The organism is Neisseria sp. P0001.S005, assembly GCF_051963715.1.
This window is the reverse complement of record NZ_JBQCTZ010000009.1, coordinates 25,417-44,220: the sequence shown is the minus strand read 5'-3', so window position 1 is coordinate 44,220 and position 18,804 is coordinate 25,417. Positions and strand designations below refer to the sequence as shown.

The window sequence follows — 18,804 nt, the reverse complement described above, 5'->3', positions numbered from 1 at the left end:
GAAGATATGGAACAAGCTTGGACAGAGATTGCGGCATCATTTCCCATCAAGGAGTCAATTAGAAAAAAAGGATGCCCCAAGAATGCATTTTTGGGATTGTGTCGTGCGGGGTTGGTTAAAGGAATCAACCCGGAAAAGTCAAAACCAAACATTCCAAAAACGGAGAATATGCCGTTGCAGCGGTCAGCCTTTTAAAAAATGATCCCGAATGGGCAAATCAGAAAAAATCCGTTTTCTGGCGCGAAATTGTGGGTAATGAAAAAAAATATAACAGCCAGCTTCATGTCGTTTTGGCCTTGTGGGAAAAAGGCTTGATTATTTGAATTTATAATTTAAGGCCGTCTGAAACATTGTTCAGACGGCCTCTATGCCCTAAAACACACATGGTACTCATTAGCACACACGACAAAACCTTCCAACTCCAACAAGGCGAAACCTTATTGGAGGGCTTGGAGCGCACCGGACACGAGGTTGAATACCAATGTCGCAGCGGTTATTGCGGTTCATGCCGGGTTAAAATCTTGGATGGGAAAGTCTCTTATGATAATTTTCCACTCGCTTTTGTCGCGCCCGGAGAAATTTTGCCGTGCTGCTGCCGGGTTACTGAAGACATCAAGCTTGATTGTCGGGAGCGCATCAAAGAGCCGGATTTATTTGATGTCGATTTATTCGATGACAAATAAAAAATGCCGTCTGAACATTGTGGCCGAAATCTTTGATTTCATTTCCACCGTTCAGACGGCATTTTGTATGGTTAAGCTTATTTACGCTCGCCAACCAGCAAAACTGTCTTGCCGAAAGATTCGTTGATGACTTCTGCCGCTGCCAAGTAGAACGCACCGAGAGCAGTTACCAAGCCTAAGCAACCGCCGATATGGACGATGCTATGATTTTCCATGCCATCGCCAATACCTAAAGCAAAGAAAGTCAGTGTCAAGCAAAAGAAAATACCGCTCAATACTTTAGGCTTGGTCAAGGTAGCCACAAACATCATCAGCGAAAACATACCCCATGCGCAGAGATACCAGCCGATAAATGCCGGGGCTGTTTCTCCTTTGAAAAAGATGGTAAACAAAGCCCATGTCCACCAGAAGGCGCCATAGCTGATAAAAGCGGTAAAGCCAAACGTATTGCCTTTTTTGAACTCAAACATACCGGCAATAACTTGGGCGATACCACCAAAGGCGAGAGCCATGCCCAAAACTAAGCCAATACCCTCTTGAGCAGTAAAAAAGCCGCCGTTAATCAGACTGAGCAACCAAGTTGTCAATGCAAAGCCACACAGGCCTACTGGACCTGGATTCGCCAGGTTTTCTTTAGTAGTAGTAGTCATTTTATTTCTCCTCTAGTTATTAAAATAGGAAGCCTATTGTTACAGGTTTTATTTAAAATTAAAAGAAATAAATTTAAAAAAATCAGGCCGTCTGAAAAATATTTTTCAGACGGCCTTAAATATTAATAATTAAACTATCCCAAAATTGCCAAGATTTTCCTCAATTCATTGGCATCAATTTGGCCGGGGGCCGACGTTTTTCCTGCTGCACCAAAGGTAACGGCCGAGCCGAAAGTCGAGCCGACCAAGCGGCTGACGGCCCCGATTTTACCCATAGACATAGTAATAATCGGGCGGTCGATAATTTGTGAAACATTATATGTTGCCTGTAATAAGGTCAATACATCTTGCGGCGATTGCGGCATCACGGCAATTTTACAGATATCCGCGCCCCACTCTGCCATTGTTTTCAGACGGCCTATAATGTCTGCCAAAGACGGCGTGGCTTGGAAATCGTGATTACAAAGTAAGGCGGCAGTTTGATACTCATGCGCCAAAGCAATGGTTTGTTTTACGCCGCTTTCCTCGGCAAAAAGCTCGATGTCGATCATATCAGCTTGTTTGGAACGGATGATTTTTTCCAATAATTCAAAATAATAGTCTTCCGTACAAGGCGTATTGCCGCCCTCTTGCGCCCTTCTAAACGTAAACAGCAAGGGCTTGTCAGGGAAAGCCTGTCGGACAATGCCTAATTGCTCGGCAATAAAATCGGCATCAAGCGCTTCTTGAAAAAAATCCGCACGAAATTCAATAATGTCAAAAGTCGTATCTTTCAATACGTGCAAAGCCTGCTCCAATTCCTGCGTATTGGCGGCCACCAGCGGCACGGCAATTTTAGGCAGACCTTTGTCGATCTCGATATTTTTGATGATGACAGGTTTCATATTGTTCCTTTTTGCTGTTCAAGCCAATCAGTGCAGATGCTCGTAAATGGTTTCCGCCAATGCTTTGCTGATGCCTTCAACTTTTTCCAAGTCCTCGCGGCTGGCGGCAATCACGCCGCGCAGACCGCCGAATCGGGTGAGCAATGCTTGGCGGCGTTTGCTGCCGATACCTGGGATTTCGCTGAGTGAGGAAGTAACGCGTGCTTTGTCGCGTTTTTTGCGGTGGCCTGTAATCGCAAAGCGGTGCGACTCATCGCGTACGGTTTGCAATAAATGCAAGGCCGGACTGTTGGGCGGCAGGCGGAAGACTTCGCCGGTAAAAGGCAGTATGAGTTCTTCCATACCAGCTTTGCGCTCAGGGCCTTTGGCGATACCGACCAAAGGAATATGCAGCCCGAGTTCTTCCCATACCGATACGGCTACGCCGATTTGCCCTTTGCCGCCGTCAATCAACACGACATCCGGCCATTTGACGCTTTCGCCGTTGGCTTCGGCTTCCTGCATTTTGCCGTAACGGCGCGTCAACACTTCGCGCATGGCGGCGTAGTCGTCGCCAGGCTTGGCAGTCGTGATGTTGTAGCGGCGGTATTGCGAAGGCTGGATGTTTTGCTCATCGTACACAACGCAGGACGCAATAGTGGCCTCGCCTTGCGTGTGGCTGATATCGAAACATTCAAGGCGGTTGAGGCCGTCTGAATCCATACCGAGGATTTTTGCCAGTTCATCAATGCGGTGTTGCTGGCTGCTTTGTTGCAGGCGGCGTTGTGCAATCGCCATTTGCGCGTTTTGTTCCGCCATTTTCAACCAGACTTTGCGTTCGCCTATGGTCTTGGTGACAAATTGCATCTGCTTGCCGTGTTCGCCTTCCAAAGCCTCTTTCAGCGCATCAGGAACGGGAAAGTTGCTGATGATGATGTCGGGTTTGCTTTTGCCCAAATAATGTTGGGCGACGAAGGCTTCGGCGTAATCTTGTCCGTTTGGCTCGGGATCGTTTTTGGTGTCGGGGAAAAAGCTTTTATCGCCTACATGCCGTCCGCCGCGTATGCTGACCCAGTGTACGCAAACCAGGCCGTCTGAAACCGCCAGCGCGAGTAAATCAATATCGTTTGGATTGTTCGGATTTTTACTGTCGATAAACTGATTGCTCTGCATGATGCCGAGTGCTTGGATTTGATCGCGGTAACGGGCAGCTTCCTCAAATTGCAGATTGGCGGCGGCGGTTTGCATTTTATGTTGCAAGGTACGCGTCAGTTCGTCGGTTTTGCCATTGAGGAAAGTGGCTGCTTCACGCACGCTGTCGCGATAATCTTCTTCACTGATGTGGCCGACACAAGGCGCGGTGCAGCGTTTGATTTGGTAAAGCAAACAAGGACGGTCGCGGTGCTCGAATACGCTGTCTTCGCAGGTACGCAGCATAAAGACTTTTTGCAACACTTGAATGCTGTCGCGCACGGCATTGCTGTTGGGATACGGGCCGAAATATTGATTAGGCTTTTTCAACGTGCCGCGGTAATACGCCATTTGCGGATATTGATGGCCGCTGAGCATCAAATAAGGATAGCTTTTGTCATCACGGAAAAGAATATTGTATTTCGGCGACAAGGCTTTGATGAAGTTGTTTTCGAGAATCAGCGCTTCGGCTTCGGAACGCGTGATGGTGGTTTCAATATGGTGAACCTGTTTTACCATCAATGCGATGCGCGGCGAATGGTCGTTTTTTTGGAAATAGCTGGAAACGCGCCGCTTGAGATTGACCGCTTTGCCGACATACAAAACATTGTTGTCTTCGTCAAAAAAACGGTACACGCCCGGCAGATTGGGCAGATTTTTCAGAAAAAGAGGTAAATCGAACGGTTCGGTTGCGCTCACGGGATTTTCTTTTGGAATAAGCAGGCCGTCTGAAAACTTTTCAGACGGCCTTTTTCATTAACGTTTAAGATTCTTGAGACGGAGTATCTTCAGCTTCTACCACTTGATTTTCAGCTGCATCGGTTTCTAAAGCGGCTTCATCTTCAGCCTCTTCAGCCACGCGCTCCAAGCTGACCAAGGTTTCGCCTTCATCCAGATTAATCAGGCGTACACCTGCGGCAGCACGGCCGGTCTCACGGATTTGCTCAACTTTGGTACGAATCAGGACGCCGCCGCTGGTAATCAGCATCAGGTCGTCGGTTTCGCTGACCAAAGTCGCGGCAACCAAATCGCCGTTGCGCTCGCCGGTATTGATGGCGATATTGCCTTGGCCACCTTTGTTTTTACGGCTGTAATCGGCAATCGGGGTGCGTTTGCCATAGCCGTTGGCGGTAGCGGTCAATACTTGCAAATCGCTTTGCTCGGCTTCAGGGGCGAAGGTAATCAGGCTGACAATCTTGCCATCGGCCGGCAGGCGCATACCGCGCAAACCGCCGCTGCCGCGGCCGGACGGACGGACACCATGTTTGCCGCTTGGCAATGCGTTTTCGGCATTTTCATCATCCAGGCCGTCTGAATCTTCGTTTTCGATTTCGATATCGGCATCTTCTGCTTCATCGTTACCGGATTTTTCCCAATATTCGTTAAAGCGGATGGCTTTGCCCAAGTTGGAGAACAGCATAATGTCGTCCGCACCGCCGGTTTGCGCTGCGCCGACCAAGTAATCGCCTTCTTTAAGCGCAATGGCTTTGATGCCTTGGCTGCGGACGTTTTTAAACGCAGACAGCTGGACTTTTTTCACCATGCCTTGTGCAGTGGCAAAGAAGACGTATTGGTCTTCCGGAAACTCGCGCACGGCCAAGATGGCGCTGACTTTTTCACCTTCTTCCAATTGGATAACGTTGTTGATCGGACGACCGCGGCTGTTGCGGCCGCCTTCCGGCAGTTTATACACTTTAATCCAATGGCACTTGCCCAAATTGGTAAAGCACATCAAATAATCATGCGTGTTGGCAACAAACAGGGTTTCGATAAAGTCTTCGTCTTTGGTTGCCGCTGCCTGTTTGCCGCGGCCGCCGCGACGTTGCGCCTGATAATCGGTCGTCGGCTGGGTTTTGATGTAGCCGCCATGAGTCAGGGTAACAACCATTTCGCGTTGCGGAATCAGGTCTTCATCGGCAATATCGCCGCCAAACGGATTGATTTCGCTGCGACGCTCATCGCCAAAGTTGGCTTTAATGTCTGCCAATTCTTCGCGGATGATTTGGGTAACGCGCTCTGGTTTGGAAAGAATATCCACAAAATCAATGATTTTGCTCATCAGGTTTTTATATTCGCCGACAATTTCTTCCTGATCGAGGCCGGTCAGGTTACGCAGGCTCATGCGCAAAATGGCATCAGCTTGCAATTCGCTCAGATAATAGCCTTGGCTGTGCAGACCCAAATTCTCTGGTAAGCCTTCAGGGCGCATCATTTGCAGATCCAAATCCGTACGGCTGAGCATGTCTTCAACCAAGCTGCTGCGCCATGGGCGGGACAGCAGTTTTTCTTTGGCTTCCGGCGCGTTGGCAGATTCTTTGATCAGACGAATGATTTCGTCGATATTGGACAAGGCAACTGCTTTACCTTCGGCAATATGACCTTCATGACGCGCTTTTTTCAGGCGGAATAAAGTACGACGTGTAACGACTTCACGACGGTGGCGCAGGAATTCGGACAGGATTTGCTTCAGGTTCAGCAAGCGCGGCTGGCCGTCAACCAAGGCCACCATGTTGATACCGAAGCTGTCTTGCAGCTGGGTCAGTTTGTAGAGTTGGTTCAAAACGACTTCGGCATTTTCATTGCGTTTCAATTCGATCACGACACGCATACCGGATTTATCGGACTCGTCGCGCAGGTCGGATACGCCTTCCAACGTTTTTTCGCGTACCAACTCACCGATTTTCTCAACCAGCTTGGCTTTGTTGACTTGATATGGGATTTCATCGATAACGATGGCTTCGCGTTCACCGTTTTTGCCGATAGGCTCAATATGGGTTTTACCGCGCATCACCACGCGGCCGCGGCCGGTTTTATAGCCTTCGCGCACACCGCTCAAGCCGTAAATAGTTGCGCCTGTTGGGAAATCGGGCGCTTGGATGATATTGATCAGCTCGTCGATTTCAGTTTCAGGCTCGTCCAACAAACGCAGGCAGGCATTGATGGTATCACCCAAATTGTGCGGCGGGATATTGGTTGCCATACCGACGGCAATACCGGACGAACCGTTTACCAACAATGCAGGGAAACGGGTCGGCAACACCAGCGGCTCATGTTCGCTGCCGTCATAGTTGGGACCAAAATTAACGGTTTCTTCTTCAATATCCGCCAGCATTTCATGGGAAATTTTTTCCATGCGGATTTCGGTATAACGCATGGCTGCTGCGGCCAAGCCGTCGACAGAACCGAAGTTGCCCTGACCGTCGATCAACACATAACGCATGGAGAAGTCTTGCGCCATGCGGACGATGGTGTCGTAAACGGCTGTATCGCCGTGGGGGTGGTATTTACCGATAACGTCGCCGACGATACGCGCCGATTTTTTATAGGCGGAATTCCAGTTGTTTTTCAACTCGTGCATCGCGTACAACACGCGGCGGTGTACCGGCTTGAGACCGTCGCGGACATCCGGCAGGGCTCGTCCCACAATCACGCTCATTGCGTAATCGAGGTAGCTCTTGCGCATTTCGTCTTCAAGGCTAACAGGCAGGGTTTCAAGTGCAAATTTATGGTCGTTGCGGATGGTTGCGTCGGTCATGATTATCTGTAATTTCGTATGGCAAAAATCTTGTTGATTCTACCACAAAACAAGCGGTTTATGGCTTTTGCGTGAAGGCCGTCTGAAACAGGATTTCAGACGGCCTTCGTTATTTAATAAATTGAATTTAGTTGCAGCCAGAATCTTTGTCCGCAGCCTGCAAACTCAATTCTTTGCGTTTTTTAGCCCTTTCATAACGGCAGCGTTGGCGCGGTGTATTGATTTCCAAAGGCGGTACAGGAACCGGCTTACCGTCTTCAACGGCAACCATGGTGAAGTAGCAGCTGTTGGTATGACGCACTTCGCCGGTGTGGATGTTTTGCGCCTCTACACGGATGCCGACTTCCATAGAAGTACGGCCTGTGTAGTTGATGCTGGCGTAAAAGGTTACCAGTTCGCCGACATGAATGGGCTCTTTAAACAATACTTTATCAACAGACAGAGTAACGCAATAGGTACCGCTGTAACGGCAGGCGCAGGAATATGCCACTTGGTCAAGCAGGCGCAGAAGATCGCCACCGTGAACATTGCCGCTGAAGTTTGCCGTATAAGGCATCATCAGCTCGGACATGATGAGTTCATGGGAAGGTAGCTGGCGTTCCGGTTTCATAGTTTCTTCTCCTTTTGATATTTATTTTTAAATTGTCTGAAAACTTCAGACTGCACGTGTGCCAAATCATTCTACCGTTTTTAAACGTTGACTTTCAACTCCTTGCCTACCCGTTTACAGCCATTTTCTACGCGAAAAGAAAATCAGCAGTCCGATGATGATGCACAGCATCACACCCAAAACCATGAAATAGCCGTAATGCCAATGCAGTTCGGGCATATTGTCGAAGTTCATGCCGTAGATGCCGGTGATGACGGTCAGCGGCATAAAGATGATGGTGATAACCGTCAACACGCGCATTTGCTGGTTCATGCGGTTGGATTGGAAGGAAAGATAAATGTCCATCATGCTCAACACCATATCACGCGAGGCATCAAGCGATTCGATAAGCTGCATATTGTGGTCGTACACGTCGCGCAGATAGACGGTCGATTCGCCTTTGAAAATAGCAAAATCACCGCGCACGGCCAGTTGATAGAACACATCGCGCAATGGCAAAAGCGTGCGTCGCAGACGGACGGCATCGCGCTTGAGGCGGTGAATCTTACTGAGAATATCGCTGTTTTCATTTTTAAACAGGGACTTGTCTATTGCTTCAACACGGTTGTTGTACGACTCCAAAACGATGAAATAGTCGTCCACAATGCGGTCAAGCAGGCAATAAGCAAGAAACGCCGTATTTTTGTTCAAAATATTGTGCGGATTTTCGTGCATCTGCCGGCGGAGATGGCTGAACAAGCCCAATGGTTTTTGTTGGAAAGACAACACAAAATCTTTGCCGATAATCACATACACTTGGTCGGAATGAAGCTTGCCTGTGGAGGTATAGTGGTAAACCTGTGCGGCAGTAAAAACATAGCTGCCGTAGTCTTCGATTTTCGGACGCTGTTTGCGGCTAAGAATATCTTCAATAACCAGCTCATGGATACCATAAGGCTCAAGCGCGTGTTTAAGCAAGGCAACATCATTGATGCCGACAAAATGCAGCCAGTTGATTTGACCTTCTTGCGGACGGACAATATCGGGCAAGTTTTTTCCGGCGATATAATCATACTGAACAAAGGTATCGGCGGAATACAAGGTTTGATGAATAGCAGAACGCGGCGCATTGTCGGTATTGCTGCGCTGCATGGTTTGGTCTTGCAGATTGTCGGTTATCTCAACTGGATTGGCTGGTTTGCTCATAAAAATAAATCATGTTTTTTTAGTTAGAATGAATTGTACAGACAGAAAAGGCCGTCTGAAAACTGATTTTCAGACGGCCTGACAATATTGATCAACGCTTGATTAGGCTTGAGGCGCGGTTTTCTCCAGCTCCAATGCGGCAGCAAGCAAGGACAGGCGCGCCATGACGCCGTAAACGTAGAGGCGGTTGTGTTCATTGTCCACGTCGCAGTCTTTTTCAGAGCGCGGCATACCGAGCGAATCCCATTGTTCAAATACGCGTTTACAGGCTTCAGGCGCTTCTTGGGAATTGTCGCCGCTACCGGTGGGAATGCTGTTCGACAGTGGGACGAACACCATGCCGCCGGCGTTGAGGTTTTCATCCGCGCCGCGTCCTTCGTGTACGCGGAAGAAGCCGCCGATAACAAAACGGTCCATCATATAAACGACGGGTTCGCACACGGCGCCGTTCATGGTTTCATAGGTATAAATACCTTCTTGGACAATCACTTCGCTGACTTCCAAACCTTCTTTCACCTTCGCCATTTTGTTGCGGTTTTTGCGGTTCAATCCGCGTACTTCATCGGCGGATTTTACACTCATCACGCCCATGCCGTAAGTACCTGCATCGGCTTTGACAATCACGAAAGGCTGGTCAGTAATGCCCAATTCGTCGTATTTGGCTTGGATTTTCGCCAATACGCGCTCTACTGCGCCTGCCAACGCATCTTCGCCTTCGCGCTCTTGGAAGTCCAAACCGCCGATTTTTTCAAAATACGGGTTAATCTGCCATTCGTCGATGCCAATCAGCTTGGCAAATTCGGCGGCGACTTGGTTGTATGCGCTGAAATGTTCTGTTTTGCGGCGCGTCGTCCAACCGCCGTGCAACGGAGGCAATACGGTTTGGTTGATGTCTTTGAGAATATCGGGAACGCCGACGGACAAGTCGTTGTTCAACAGGACGACGCAAGGCGAGAAGCCGTCTGCAAGATGAACGCGCTCGCGGGTACGCAATAAAGGCTCCAGCAGGATTTTATCGCCTAATGCAGTTTCAAACTCGGTCGGCTCGGTTACTTCAGGATTCAAGCTACCCAAACGCACTTCATACCCTGCCGAACGCAAAATCTCGCTGAGTGCGTAAACGTTTTGCAGGTAGAACGTGTTGCGGGTATGGTTTTCGGGAATAATCAATACGGATTTGGCTGTTTCACAGGCACGCTGTACCGCATCCTGCGCGGCAACCGCCGCCAGCGGGATAAAGTTGGGATTCAAATTATTGAAGCCGCCCGGAAACAGGTTCATATCGATAGATGAAATTTTGTAACCGGCATTACGGATGTCAACCGAACCATAAAACGGCGGACGGTGTTCGTTCCATTGCGAACGGAACCATGCTTCGATTTTGGCGTGGTTGCACAAGATTTTCGCTTCAAACGCCTGAAGTTGCGACAGATGTTCGGCAGCCATTACCGGTAATTTCATTCTCTATACCTCTTTGTTAAGTGTGGATATTGAGTGAGAATGATAGAACTTTTTAGTGCATTTCGACAAGTATTCTTTCAGATAAGATGCATCTTTTTGTCAACAATTCTACAATTTGTCTAATTTTTAATAAGGTTTTTTGAAACTTTGCAACAAATTTTAAAAATTGGACAAATTTCTATTGCACAGCCCCTATAAAAAGCCTAAAATCCGCCCATAAACACAAACCATCATTCATACCTAACAATAGCAAAGAATACTCATCATGAGCGCACAAACCCTTTACGATAAACTTTGGAACAGCCACGTCGTCCGCGAAGAAGAAGACGGCACTGTCCTGCTTTACATCGACCGCCACCTGGTTCACGAAGTCACCAGCCCGCAAGCATTTGAAGGCTTGAAAATGGCCGGCCGCAAACTCTGGCGTATCGACAGCGTGGTCTCTACAGCTGACCACAACACCCCGACCGGCGACTGGGACAAAGGTATCCAAGATCCGATTTCCAAACTGCAAGTCGATACTTTGGACAAAAACATTAAAGAGTTTGGCGCACTCGCCTACTTTCCGTTTATGGATAAAGGCCAAGGCATCGTACACGTTATGGGCCCGGAGCAAGGCGCTACCCTGCCCGGCATGACCGTTGTCTGCGGCGACTCGCACACTTCTACCCACGGCGCATTCGGCGCATTGGCGCACGGTATCGGCACTTCCGAAGTCGAGCACACCATGGCGACTCAGTGCATTACCGCGAAAAAATCCAAATCCATGCTGATTGCCGTTGAAGGCCGTCTGAAACCCGGTGTTACCGCCAAAGACGTGGCACTTTATATTATCGGCCAAATCGGTACTGCCGGCGGTACAGGCTACGCCATCGAATTTGGCGGCGAAGCCATCCGTAGCCTTTCCATGGAAGGCCGCATGACCTTGTGCAATATGGCGATCGAAGCCGGTGCGCGCTCAGGCATGGTTGCCGTTGACCAAACCACCATCGACTATGTAAAAGGCAAACCTTTCGCACCTAAAGGCGAAGCGTGGGACAAAGCCGTCGAGTACTGGCGCACACTGGTGTCTGACGAAGGCGCAGTCTTCGACAAAGAATACCACTTCAAAGCCGAGGACATCGAGCCTCAAGTAACTTGGGGCACCTCGCCTGAAATGGTTTTGGACATCAGCGGCAAAGTGCCTAATCCTGCCGAAGAAACCGATCCGGTTAAACGCAGCGGCATGGAACGCGCGCTCGAATACATGGGCTTGGAAGCCGGTACGCCATTAAGCGAAATCCCTGTCGATATCGTCTTTATCGGTTCTTGCACCAACAGCCGCATCGAAGATTTGCGCGAAGCCGCCGCCATCGCCAAAGGCCGCAAAAAAGCGGACAATGTACAACGCGTATTGATTGTTCCCGGCTCCGGTTTGGTTAAAGAACAGGCGGAAAAAGAAGGCTTGCACGAAGTATTTATCGAAGCCGGTTTTGAATGGCGCGAGCCAGGTTGCTCTATGTGCCTCGCCATGAATGCCGACCGCCTGACCCCGGGACAACGTTGCGCCTCCACTTCCAACCGTAACTTTGAAGGCCGTCAAGGCAACGGCGGACGCACCCACCTCGTCAGCCCTGCCATGGCAGCCGCAGCCGCGGTTACCGGCCACTTTACCGACATCCGCACTATGGCTTAAAGTATTTTCAGACGGCCTTTATTGATCAGGCCGTCTGAAACAATACCTTGCTCAAGTAAGTTTTCCTATTGCGCAAGACGTCCGAAAACCTTCTAAATCATTGATAACTCGAAAGGAATCTAGTATGAAAAAACTGTTTGCATTGGCTGCCGCAGCCCTCATCCTGTCAGCTTGTTCCAGCACTTGGTCCGGCGCAAAAAACGATGCCAACCGCAATTGGGACAAAACCAAAGAGACTGCCGAGCGCGTAGCCGATAAAACCAAAGAAACTGCTGAAAACATTGCCGAAAAAACCGGCGAAGCCGTTAAAAAAGGCGGCAATGCAGTGGGCCGCGGCATGAGCCATGTTGGAGAAAAAATCGAAGCCGCTACCGAATAATTCGGTAAATCAGGCCGTCTGAATCTCCTGACTCCGTTTCAGACGGCCTGATACTTTATTATTTGTTCAGACATTTTCACGATTCCAAGCAAAAGGAAGAAACAATGAGTAATCCGTCAAGCTGGTTTGGTATTCACGCTCACGATTTTGATCGCGCCAAAGCCTTTTACGAATCCGTATTCAGCAAACCCCTGCAAGACATTGGCGGCAACGGATTCCGTTTCATCATTTTTCCAGCCGATTACACCCAACACGGTACGGCCGGCATGATTTGGCATGACAGCAACGCCCAGCCCGGCCACGGCGGTACAACCATTTTCTTCAATTGCCCGGATTGTGCCGAAACAGCAGAAAAAGCCGTTGCAGCAGGCGGCAAACTGTTACAAGAGAAATTCCGAATTGCCAACGGCTTTGCAGCATTTATCGAAGACACAGAAGGCAACCGAATCGGTTTGCACAGCACACGCTAACCCGAATAGCCATAAAATTTCCCATTATTACTATAAGAATCTGACATGAAAGCCTTTACCAAAATTACCGCCATCGTTGCCCCGCTCGACCGCAGCAACGTCGACACCGATGCCATCATCCCCAAACAATTTCTGAAATCCATCAAACGCAGCGGCTTCGGCCCCAATGCCTTTGATGAATGGCGTTACCTCGACCACGGCGAACCGGGCATGGACAACAGCAAACGCCCGTTGAATCCGGATTTCTCCCTGAATCAGCCACGCTATCAAGGCGCACAAATCCTGTTGACGCGTAAAAACTTCGGTTGCGGCTCTTCACGCGAACACGCCCCTTGGGCATTGGACGACTACGGCTTCCGCGCCGTCATCGCCCCCAGCTTTGCCGACATCTTCTTCAACAACTGCTACAAAAACGGCCTCCTGCCCATCGTGTTGACTGAAGAACAGGTGGACCAGCTTTTCAAAGAAGTTGAAGCCAACGAAGGCTATCAGCTCTCCATCGACCTTGCCGAACAAACCCTGACTACCCCTAGCGGCGAAACATTCACATTCGATATTACCGAACACCGCAAACACTGCCTCTTGAACGGCTTAGACGAAATCGGCCTGACTCTGCAACACGCTGACGAAATTCACGCCTTTGAAGAAAAACGCCGCCAAAGCCAGCCTTGGCTGTTTAACGGTTGATATACAAAAGGCCGTCTGAAAAATTTAAGTGTTTCAGACGGCCTTTAATCTACACAAATATATTATGATTACCGACACCATAAGCAATGCCACCCGCTACGCTGCCTTGCATCCCGACTTTGCCGAAGCCTTCCATCTGTTGCAGACCTTGGATTTTGCCAATCTGCCGGACGGCCAAGTGCCATGCGAGAATCCCAATATCCGTATTTTTATCGGCAGCGAGCCGATGAGGACGCAGAGAGAAGCCCAGCCTGAAGCGCACTTAAAACACATTGATATTCAAACGCCGATTGATGGCAGCGAAACGTATGGCTGGATAGACAGAGGCCGTCTGAAAAACGGTTTAGGCTACAACGAAAAGCGCGATATCGAATTTTTCGACTGCGAGCCGGAAACCTGGTTGACCTTGGAGCCCGGCGAATTTGCGCTATTTTTCCCGAATGATGCGCATGCCCCATTGGTCGGTGTCAGGGCGAACATACGCAAAGTTGTTTTTAAAATCCGTGTTGAAACCGAACGTCTATAATATTTCAGACGGCCTTATCCCCTTATTCAGAACAAAATATGTCTTTTTTCAGCAGGTTGTTCCGCTCTAAACCTAAATTAATGACTTGGCAGGAATTTGTCGAATACTTTGCCCATCGCATCCAAGAAGAATTGTATCTTGAGGCAAAAATCGACTGGGGCGAAACTATTGCTTCCTCGCCTATCATCGTCCATTTTTCCGAAGACGATGAAGCGTCATTCAGCACATATTTGAGCAACCATTACACAAGTTATCTGCAAAATCCTGAGGCCTTGGAGGCTATTGTTGCTGCCAATTTAGCGGTTATCTATAAGATTCAAGACACTGATGCCAGTGTTTCAGCACAACAAATTCTTCCTACGATTAAAAATACGATTTATCTGGAAAACACCAGACTGATTACAAATACGGACGAAGCCGAACCTGCCGATTATCTGGTATATAAACCGATTGCGGGCGATATCATGTTGCTTTATATGGTGGATACGGACGAATCCATGCATACGCTCAATCATGAGCATATGAAAGAGGCCGGTATTGAAGATGAAGACACCTTGTATCGTACCGTTATGGATAATTTGCGCCAACGGATGAATGGACGTGTCCAAATTCATCATGCCGAAGGTTGGTCATTGGCTCAAATCCATTTGGATAACGACTATGATGCTTCCCTGATTTTGCTTTTAGACGAAGTACTTAAAGACGATCCTATGCTGCCTGCCAATCCTGTTTTTGCAGTCCCGGCACGCAACGCCCTGCTCGTTTGCAGCCCGTCCGATGAAGAGGCTTTGCAGGCGATGGCGAATATTGTCCTGCAGGCATTTGAAGACTCTGCCTATGCGATTTCTACCCAACTTTACCAGTACCATAATGGTACAATCAGCGTTTTCAGAGCAAATTGATTTAAGGCCGTCTGAAAAACTGACGACCTGCCCTTTACCTAAAACCTTCCCATAAGGAAACACGAAATGACCAAACATATCGCTATCTTGCGCGGCGACGGCATCGGCCCTGAAATCGTTGCAGAAACCGTCCGCGTACTCGACAAACTTATCGAACAAGGTTTGGATGTCAGCTACGAATACGCGCCTTTGGGCGGTGAAGCCTATGACGAATACGGCCATCCTTATCCAGAATTCACGCAAAACCTTTGCCGTAAAGCCGATGCGGTCTTGCTTGGTGCAGTCGGTTCTCCTCAATACGACAATCTCGACCGTCCGCTGCGCCCTGAGCGCGGCTTGTTGGCCATCCGTAAAGACTTGAATCTGTTTGCCAATTTGCGCCCTGCCATTTTGTATAAAGAGCTGGCCAATGCTTCCACTCTGAAACCGGAAATCGTAGCCGGCCTTGACATCCTTATCGTACGCGAACTGACCGGCGATATTTACTTTGGCGAACCGCGCGGCATCCGTGTTTTAGAAAACGGCGAACGCGAAGGCTACAACACCATGAAATACAGCGAAAGCGAAATCCGCCGTATTGCCCACGTTGCCTTCCAATCCGCCCAAAAACGCAGCAAAAAAGTTTGCTCCGTAGGCAAAGCCAACGTTTTGGAAACCACCGAACTGTGGCGCGAAATCTTTGAAGAAGTCGGCAAAGAATACTCTGATGTCGAGCTTTCCCATATGTACGTCGACAATGCTGCCATGCAATTGGTACGCGCCCCCAAACAATTTGACGTGATTGCCACCGGCAACATCTTCGGCGACATTCTGTCTGACGAAGCGTCTATGCTGACCGGCTCTATCGGTATGTTGCCTTCCGCTTCTTTAGATGAAAACGGCAAAGGCCTGTACGAACCATCCCACGGCTCAGCTCCCGACATTGCCGGTCAAAACAAAGCCAATCCGCTGGCAACCGTTTTGTCCCTCGCCATGCTGCTGCGTTACAGCCTAAATGACGAGGCACGCGCGCAACAAGTTGAAAACGCTGTACAAAAAGTACTGCAACAAGGCTTGCGTACCGGTGACATTTACGAAGAAGGCACCAAACTGGTTTCCTGCTCGGAAATGGGCGATGCCGTATTGGCCGCTTTGTAAGAAGGCCGTCTGAAAAAAAGCGTGGGACCAATCCCACGCTTTTTTATATGCGAAAACTTGAAATCATCAAAAAGGGCGTGTCTTCACACGCCCTTATGCCTTTTTCAGACGGCCTTAAGATTGAAAAAATCAACCTCTTTTGTGTTTGCCGCCAAAGTTGTCGTTAGACTTACGCTTGCCTTTAAAGCCTTCACCGCCTTTTTTGAAACCGTCAGCTTTTTTGAAACCATCTTTCTTAAAGCCATCTTTCTTGAAACCGTCTTTTTTATGACCTTCGCCGCGAGCTTTACCGCCGAAGCCCTCTTTTGCCGGTTTCTTATCGCCGCGCCAGCCGCCGGATTTGCGATCGCCCCAGCCGCCTTTGCCTTTCGGTTTGCCGCCGGCAGATTTGCGTTTGCGTGTCGGTTCCATGCCTTCGATGGTCAGCTCAGGCAATTTACGGCCGATGTATTTTTCGATTTTGTGTACTTTGACGTATTCGTTCACTTCGGCAAAAGTAATCGCGATACCGGTACGGCCTGCGCGGCCGGTACGGCCGATGCGGTGAACGTAGTCTTCTGCCTGTTTCGGCAAGTCATAGTTGATAACGTGGGTAATGGTCGGTACGTCGATACCGCGTGCGGCTACATCGGTGGCAACCAAAATTTTGCAACGGCCTTTGCGCAAGTCCATCAGCGTGCGGTTACGCCAGCCTTGCGGCATATCGCCGTGCAGGCAGTTGGCGGCAAAACCTTTTTCGTACAATTCATCCGCGATGACTTCGGTCATGGCCTTAGTGGATGTGAAGATCACGCATTGATCGATATTGGCATCGCGCAAGATGTGGTCGAGCAGGCGGTTTTTATGGCGCATATCGTCGCAGTACAACAGCTGCTCTTCGATTTTGCCTTGATCGTCCACACGCTCAACTTCGATGGTTTCAGGGTCTTTGGTCAGTTTGCGCGCCAGTTTGCCCACCGCGCCGTCCCAAGTGGCGGAGAACAACAAAGTCTGACGATCGCTCGGCGTCGCTTCCACGATGGTTTCGATGTCGTCGATAAAGCCCATGTCCAGCATACGGTCGGCTTCGTCCAGAATCAGCACTTCCAAACGTTCAAAATCAACTTTGCCGCTCTGCATCAAGTCCATCAGACGGCCCGGAGTGGCGACAATCAGGTCAACCGGTTTGCTCAAAGCACGGGTTTGGTAGCCGAAAGATGCGCCGCCGACAATGCTGACAGTACGGAACCAACGCATATTTTTAGCATACGCCAGCGCGTTTTTTTCCACTTGAGCCGCCAATTCGCGGGTCGGCGTCAACACCAACGCGCGCGGGCCTTTACCCGGTTTTTCGCTGCGTTTGGTCAGTTTTTGCAAAGTCGGCAGCAGGAAGGCTGCGGTTTTGCCGGAGCCGGTTTGTGCCGAAGCCATAATGTCGCGGCCGTCCATAGCAAACGGAATCGCTTGCGCCTGAATCGGGGTCGGGCTTTCATAACCCTCGCTGCGTACTGCAGACAAAATGTTTTTATCAAGGTTCAAATCGGCAAATTTAATAGACATATCTATCCTAAGAGACAACAACGCGCACGCCTGAATAATTTCAGACGACCTGAAGCAAAGGAAAGTAACGATACGGGAAATGTGAAGTTACAGGGTTGTCGCAAGCATCTTGCTTGTGGTTAACATCGACGACAACCTGCACAGAAAAGGCTTTGCAAATATGCAAGCAATAAAAGAAACGCGCCCGAAACGGCGGTTTAGGTTGGATGACGATGGCTTCGTATCAAAAGACGAAAGGCGGATAATATAGATTTTATAGACAACAGTCAAGCAAAAAGGCATCAAGTGCGTTAAAATCCAAACCCTTCCCAATACTTATTCAGGCCGTCTGAAACCATGACCGACGTTACCCCCTTTGCCAACCGCTTGGGCAAAAACATCAAACATCTTATGAAATGGGCAAAACGCAACAATATCGAAGCCTGGCGCATTTACGACCGCGATATTCCCCAATTTCCCTTTGCCGTCGATGTTTACGGCGACCAAATCCATCTTCAGGAATACGATACCGGCTGGCTGATGCAGCCCGAAGAATACGAAGCATGGCTTGAGGATGTATTGGAAGCCATCGGTTTTGTGACCGGTTTTGCGCCCGAACAAATCCACCTCAAGCGCCGTGAACGTCAAAAAGGCCTGCAGCAATACGAGAAAACCGGCAAAACCGGCGACGATTTCGTCATCACTGAAAACGGCCGCAAGTTTTGGGTCAACCTCGACAAATACCTCGATACCGGCCTTTTCCTCGACCACCGCAACACGCGCAAAAAAGTCGGCGAAACCGCAACAGGCAAACGCTTCCTCAACCTGTTTTCCTACACCGGCAGCTTCACCGTCTATGCAGCCACCGGCGGCGCGGCATCCAGCGAAACCGTCGATTTATCCAACACTTATCTCGATTGGGCAAAACGCAATTTCGAACTCAACAGCATCAGCCCCGAACAACACAAAATCGTCCGCGCCGACGTGTTCCAATACCTGCAAAACGCCGCCGCCGAAGGTAAACAGTTCGACCTTATCGTCATGGATCCGCCCAGCTTTTCCAACAGCAAAAAGATGCTCGACATCCTCGACATCCAGCGCGACCACCAAAAACTCATAGCCGGCGCGATGAACCTACTCGCTTCAGACGGCATTTTGTACTTCTCCAACAACTTGCGCAGCTTCGTCTTGGACGATTCGGTATCGGAGCAATACGCCGTCAAAGACATTTCCAAACAATCCGTTCCCGACGATTTCCGCAACAAAAAAATCCATCAATGCTGGGAAATCAAGCATAAATAAGCATCAGGCCGTCTGAAAGCCAGTTTTCAG

The 18,804-nt window shown here is 49.4% G+C and carries 18 protein-coding genes and 1 pseudogene; 11 read left to right on the top strand and 8 right to left on the bottom strand.

Annotation, left to right across the window (positions count from 1 at the left end; genetic code table 11):
* The 3 genes and pseudogenes from ACTHSP_RS02735 to yfaE form a co-directional block, all read left to right on the top strand.
* Window positions 1–195 (top strand): DUF6979 family protein (locus ACTHSP_RS02735; protein WP_440345600.1); only part of this gene is annotated, 195 nt, incomplete at its 5' end.
* 11 nt (window positions 196–206) lie between these two features.
* A pseudogene (locus ACTHSP_RS02730) lies at window positions 207–323 on the top strand (DUF6979 family protein); the annotation flags it as partial.
* 60 nt (window positions 324–383) lie between these two features.
* On the top strand, window positions 384–683 hold the full coding sequence (gene yfaE, locus ACTHSP_RS02725; RefSeq protein WP_440345599.1) for a class I ribonucleotide reductase maintenance protein YfaE: 300 nt from the start codon (window positions 384–386) through the stop codon (window positions 681–683).
* A gap of 77 nt (window positions 684–760) precedes the next feature.
* Here yfaE and ACTHSP_RS02720 read toward each other — a convergent pair whose 3' ends face one another.
* From ACTHSP_RS02720 to gshA, 7 genes are all read right to left on the bottom strand, one after another.
* The gene (locus tag ACTHSP_RS02720) at window positions 761–1,333 is read right to left on the bottom strand and encodes an acetate uptake transporter (protein ID WP_440345598.1); all 573 of its coding nucleotides are present in this window, start codon (window positions 1,331–1,333) and stop codon (window positions 761–763) included.
* A 134-nt stretch (window positions 1,334–1,467) separates the two neighbouring features.
* Window positions 1,468–2,217, bottom strand: a complete 750-nt coding sequence (gene aroD, locus ACTHSP_RS02715) for a type I 3-dehydroquinate dehydratase (protein ID WP_440345597.1) — start codon at window positions 2,215–2,217, stop codon at window positions 1,468–1,470.
* Between the two features lie 27 nt (window positions 2,218–2,244).
* Window positions 2,245–4,086: an excinuclease ABC subunit UvrC gene (gene uvrC / locus ACTHSP_RS02710; RefSeq protein ID WP_114926207.1), complete on the bottom strand. Its 1,842-nt coding sequence runs from the start codon at window positions 4,084–4,086 to the stop codon at window positions 2,245–2,247.
* Window positions 4,087–4,150: 64 nt separating this feature from the next.
* Window positions 4,151–6,922: a DNA gyrase subunit A gene (gene gyrA, locus ACTHSP_RS02705; protein ID WP_440345596.1), complete on the bottom strand. Its 2,772-nt coding sequence runs from the start codon at window positions 6,920–6,922 to the stop codon at window positions 4,151–4,153.
* Window positions 6,923–7,049: 127 nt separating this feature from the next.
* Window positions 7,050–7,532, bottom strand: a complete 483-nt coding sequence (locus ACTHSP_RS02700; RefSeq protein WP_049351048.1) for an acyl-CoA thioesterase — start codon at window positions 7,530–7,532, stop codon at window positions 7,050–7,052.
* 114 nt (window positions 7,533–7,646) lie between these two features.
* Window positions 7,647–8,717: a magnesium/cobalt transporter CorA gene (gene corA / locus ACTHSP_RS02695; protein ID WP_440345595.1), complete on the bottom strand. Its 1,071-nt coding sequence runs from the start codon at window positions 8,715–8,717 to the stop codon at window positions 7,647–7,649.
* Between the two features lie 102 nt (window positions 8,718–8,819).
* Window positions 8,820–10,178: a glutamate--cysteine ligase gene (gene gshA, locus ACTHSP_RS02690; protein ID WP_440345594.1), complete on the bottom strand. Its 1,359-nt coding sequence runs from the start codon at window positions 10,176–10,178 to the stop codon at window positions 8,820–8,822.
* Window positions 10,179–10,443: 265 nt separating this feature from the next.
* Here gshA and leuC point away from each other — a divergent pair, with 265 nt between their 5' ends.
* The 7 genes from leuC (at window position 10,444) to leuB (ending at window position 15,954) form a co-directional block, all read left to right on the top strand.
* Window positions 10,444–11,853 (top strand): 3-isopropylmalate dehydratase large subunit, encoded by a 1,410-nt coding sequence (gene leuC / locus ACTHSP_RS02685; RefSeq protein ID WP_308111671.1) that lies wholly within the window; start codon window positions 10,444–10,446, stop codon window positions 11,851–11,853.
* 124 nt (window positions 11,854–11,977) lie between these two features.
* Window positions 11,978–12,232, top strand: a complete 255-nt coding sequence (locus tag ACTHSP_RS02680; protein WP_049351052.1) for a hypothetical protein — start codon at window positions 11,978–11,980, stop codon at window positions 12,230–12,232.
* A gap of 104 nt (window positions 12,233–12,336) precedes the next feature.
* Window positions 12,337–12,702 carry a VOC family protein gene (locus ACTHSP_RS02675; protein ID WP_049351053.1) on the top strand — a complete coding sequence of 122 codons (366 nt, stop codon included), beginning with the start codon at window positions 12,337–12,339 and terminating at the stop codon, window positions 12,700–12,702.
* 45 nt (window positions 12,703–12,747) lie between these two features.
* A complete protein-coding gene (leuD, locus tag ACTHSP_RS02670) occupies window positions 12,748–13,389 on the top strand; it encodes a 3-isopropylmalate dehydratase small subunit (protein ID WP_003677355.1) in 642 nt (213 codons plus the stop codon).
* Window positions 13,390–13,453: 64 nt separating this feature from the next.
* The gene (locus ACTHSP_RS02665; protein ID WP_049351054.1) at window positions 13,454–13,915 is read left to right on the top strand and encodes a YhcH/YjgK/YiaL family protein; all 462 of its coding nucleotides are present in this window, start codon (window positions 13,454–13,456) and stop codon (window positions 13,913–13,915) included.
* A 38-nt stretch (window positions 13,916–13,953) separates the two neighbouring features.
* Window positions 13,954–14,817 carry a DUF1444 family protein gene (locus ACTHSP_RS02660; protein WP_440345593.1) on the top strand — a complete coding sequence of 288 codons (864 nt, stop codon included), beginning with the start codon at window positions 13,954–13,956 and terminating at the stop codon, window positions 14,815–14,817.
* A gap of 66 nt (window positions 14,818–14,883) precedes the next feature.
* On the top strand, window positions 14,884–15,954 hold the full coding sequence (gene leuB / locus ACTHSP_RS02655) for a 3-isopropylmalate dehydrogenase (RefSeq protein ID WP_049351056.1): 1,071 nt from the start codon (window positions 14,884–14,886) through the stop codon (window positions 15,952–15,954).
* Between the two features lie 129 nt (window positions 15,955–16,083).
* On the opposite strand, the gene ACTHSP_RS02650 is transcribed toward leuB, so the two are convergent.
* Window positions 16,084–17,493 carry a DEAD/DEAH box helicase gene (locus ACTHSP_RS02650; RefSeq protein WP_440345591.1) on the bottom strand — a complete coding sequence of 470 codons (1,410 nt, stop codon included), beginning with the start codon at window positions 17,491–17,493 and terminating at the stop codon, window positions 16,084–16,086.
* A 336-nt stretch (window positions 17,494–17,829) separates the two neighbouring features.
* Between ACTHSP_RS02650 and ACTHSP_RS02645 the strand changes: the two genes are divergently transcribed.
* Window positions 17,830–18,774, top strand: a complete 945-nt coding sequence (locus ACTHSP_RS02645) for a class I SAM-dependent methyltransferase (RefSeq protein ID WP_440345590.1) — start codon at window positions 17,830–17,832, stop codon at window positions 18,772–18,774.
* Window positions 18,775–18,804 lie beyond the last annotated feature (30 nt).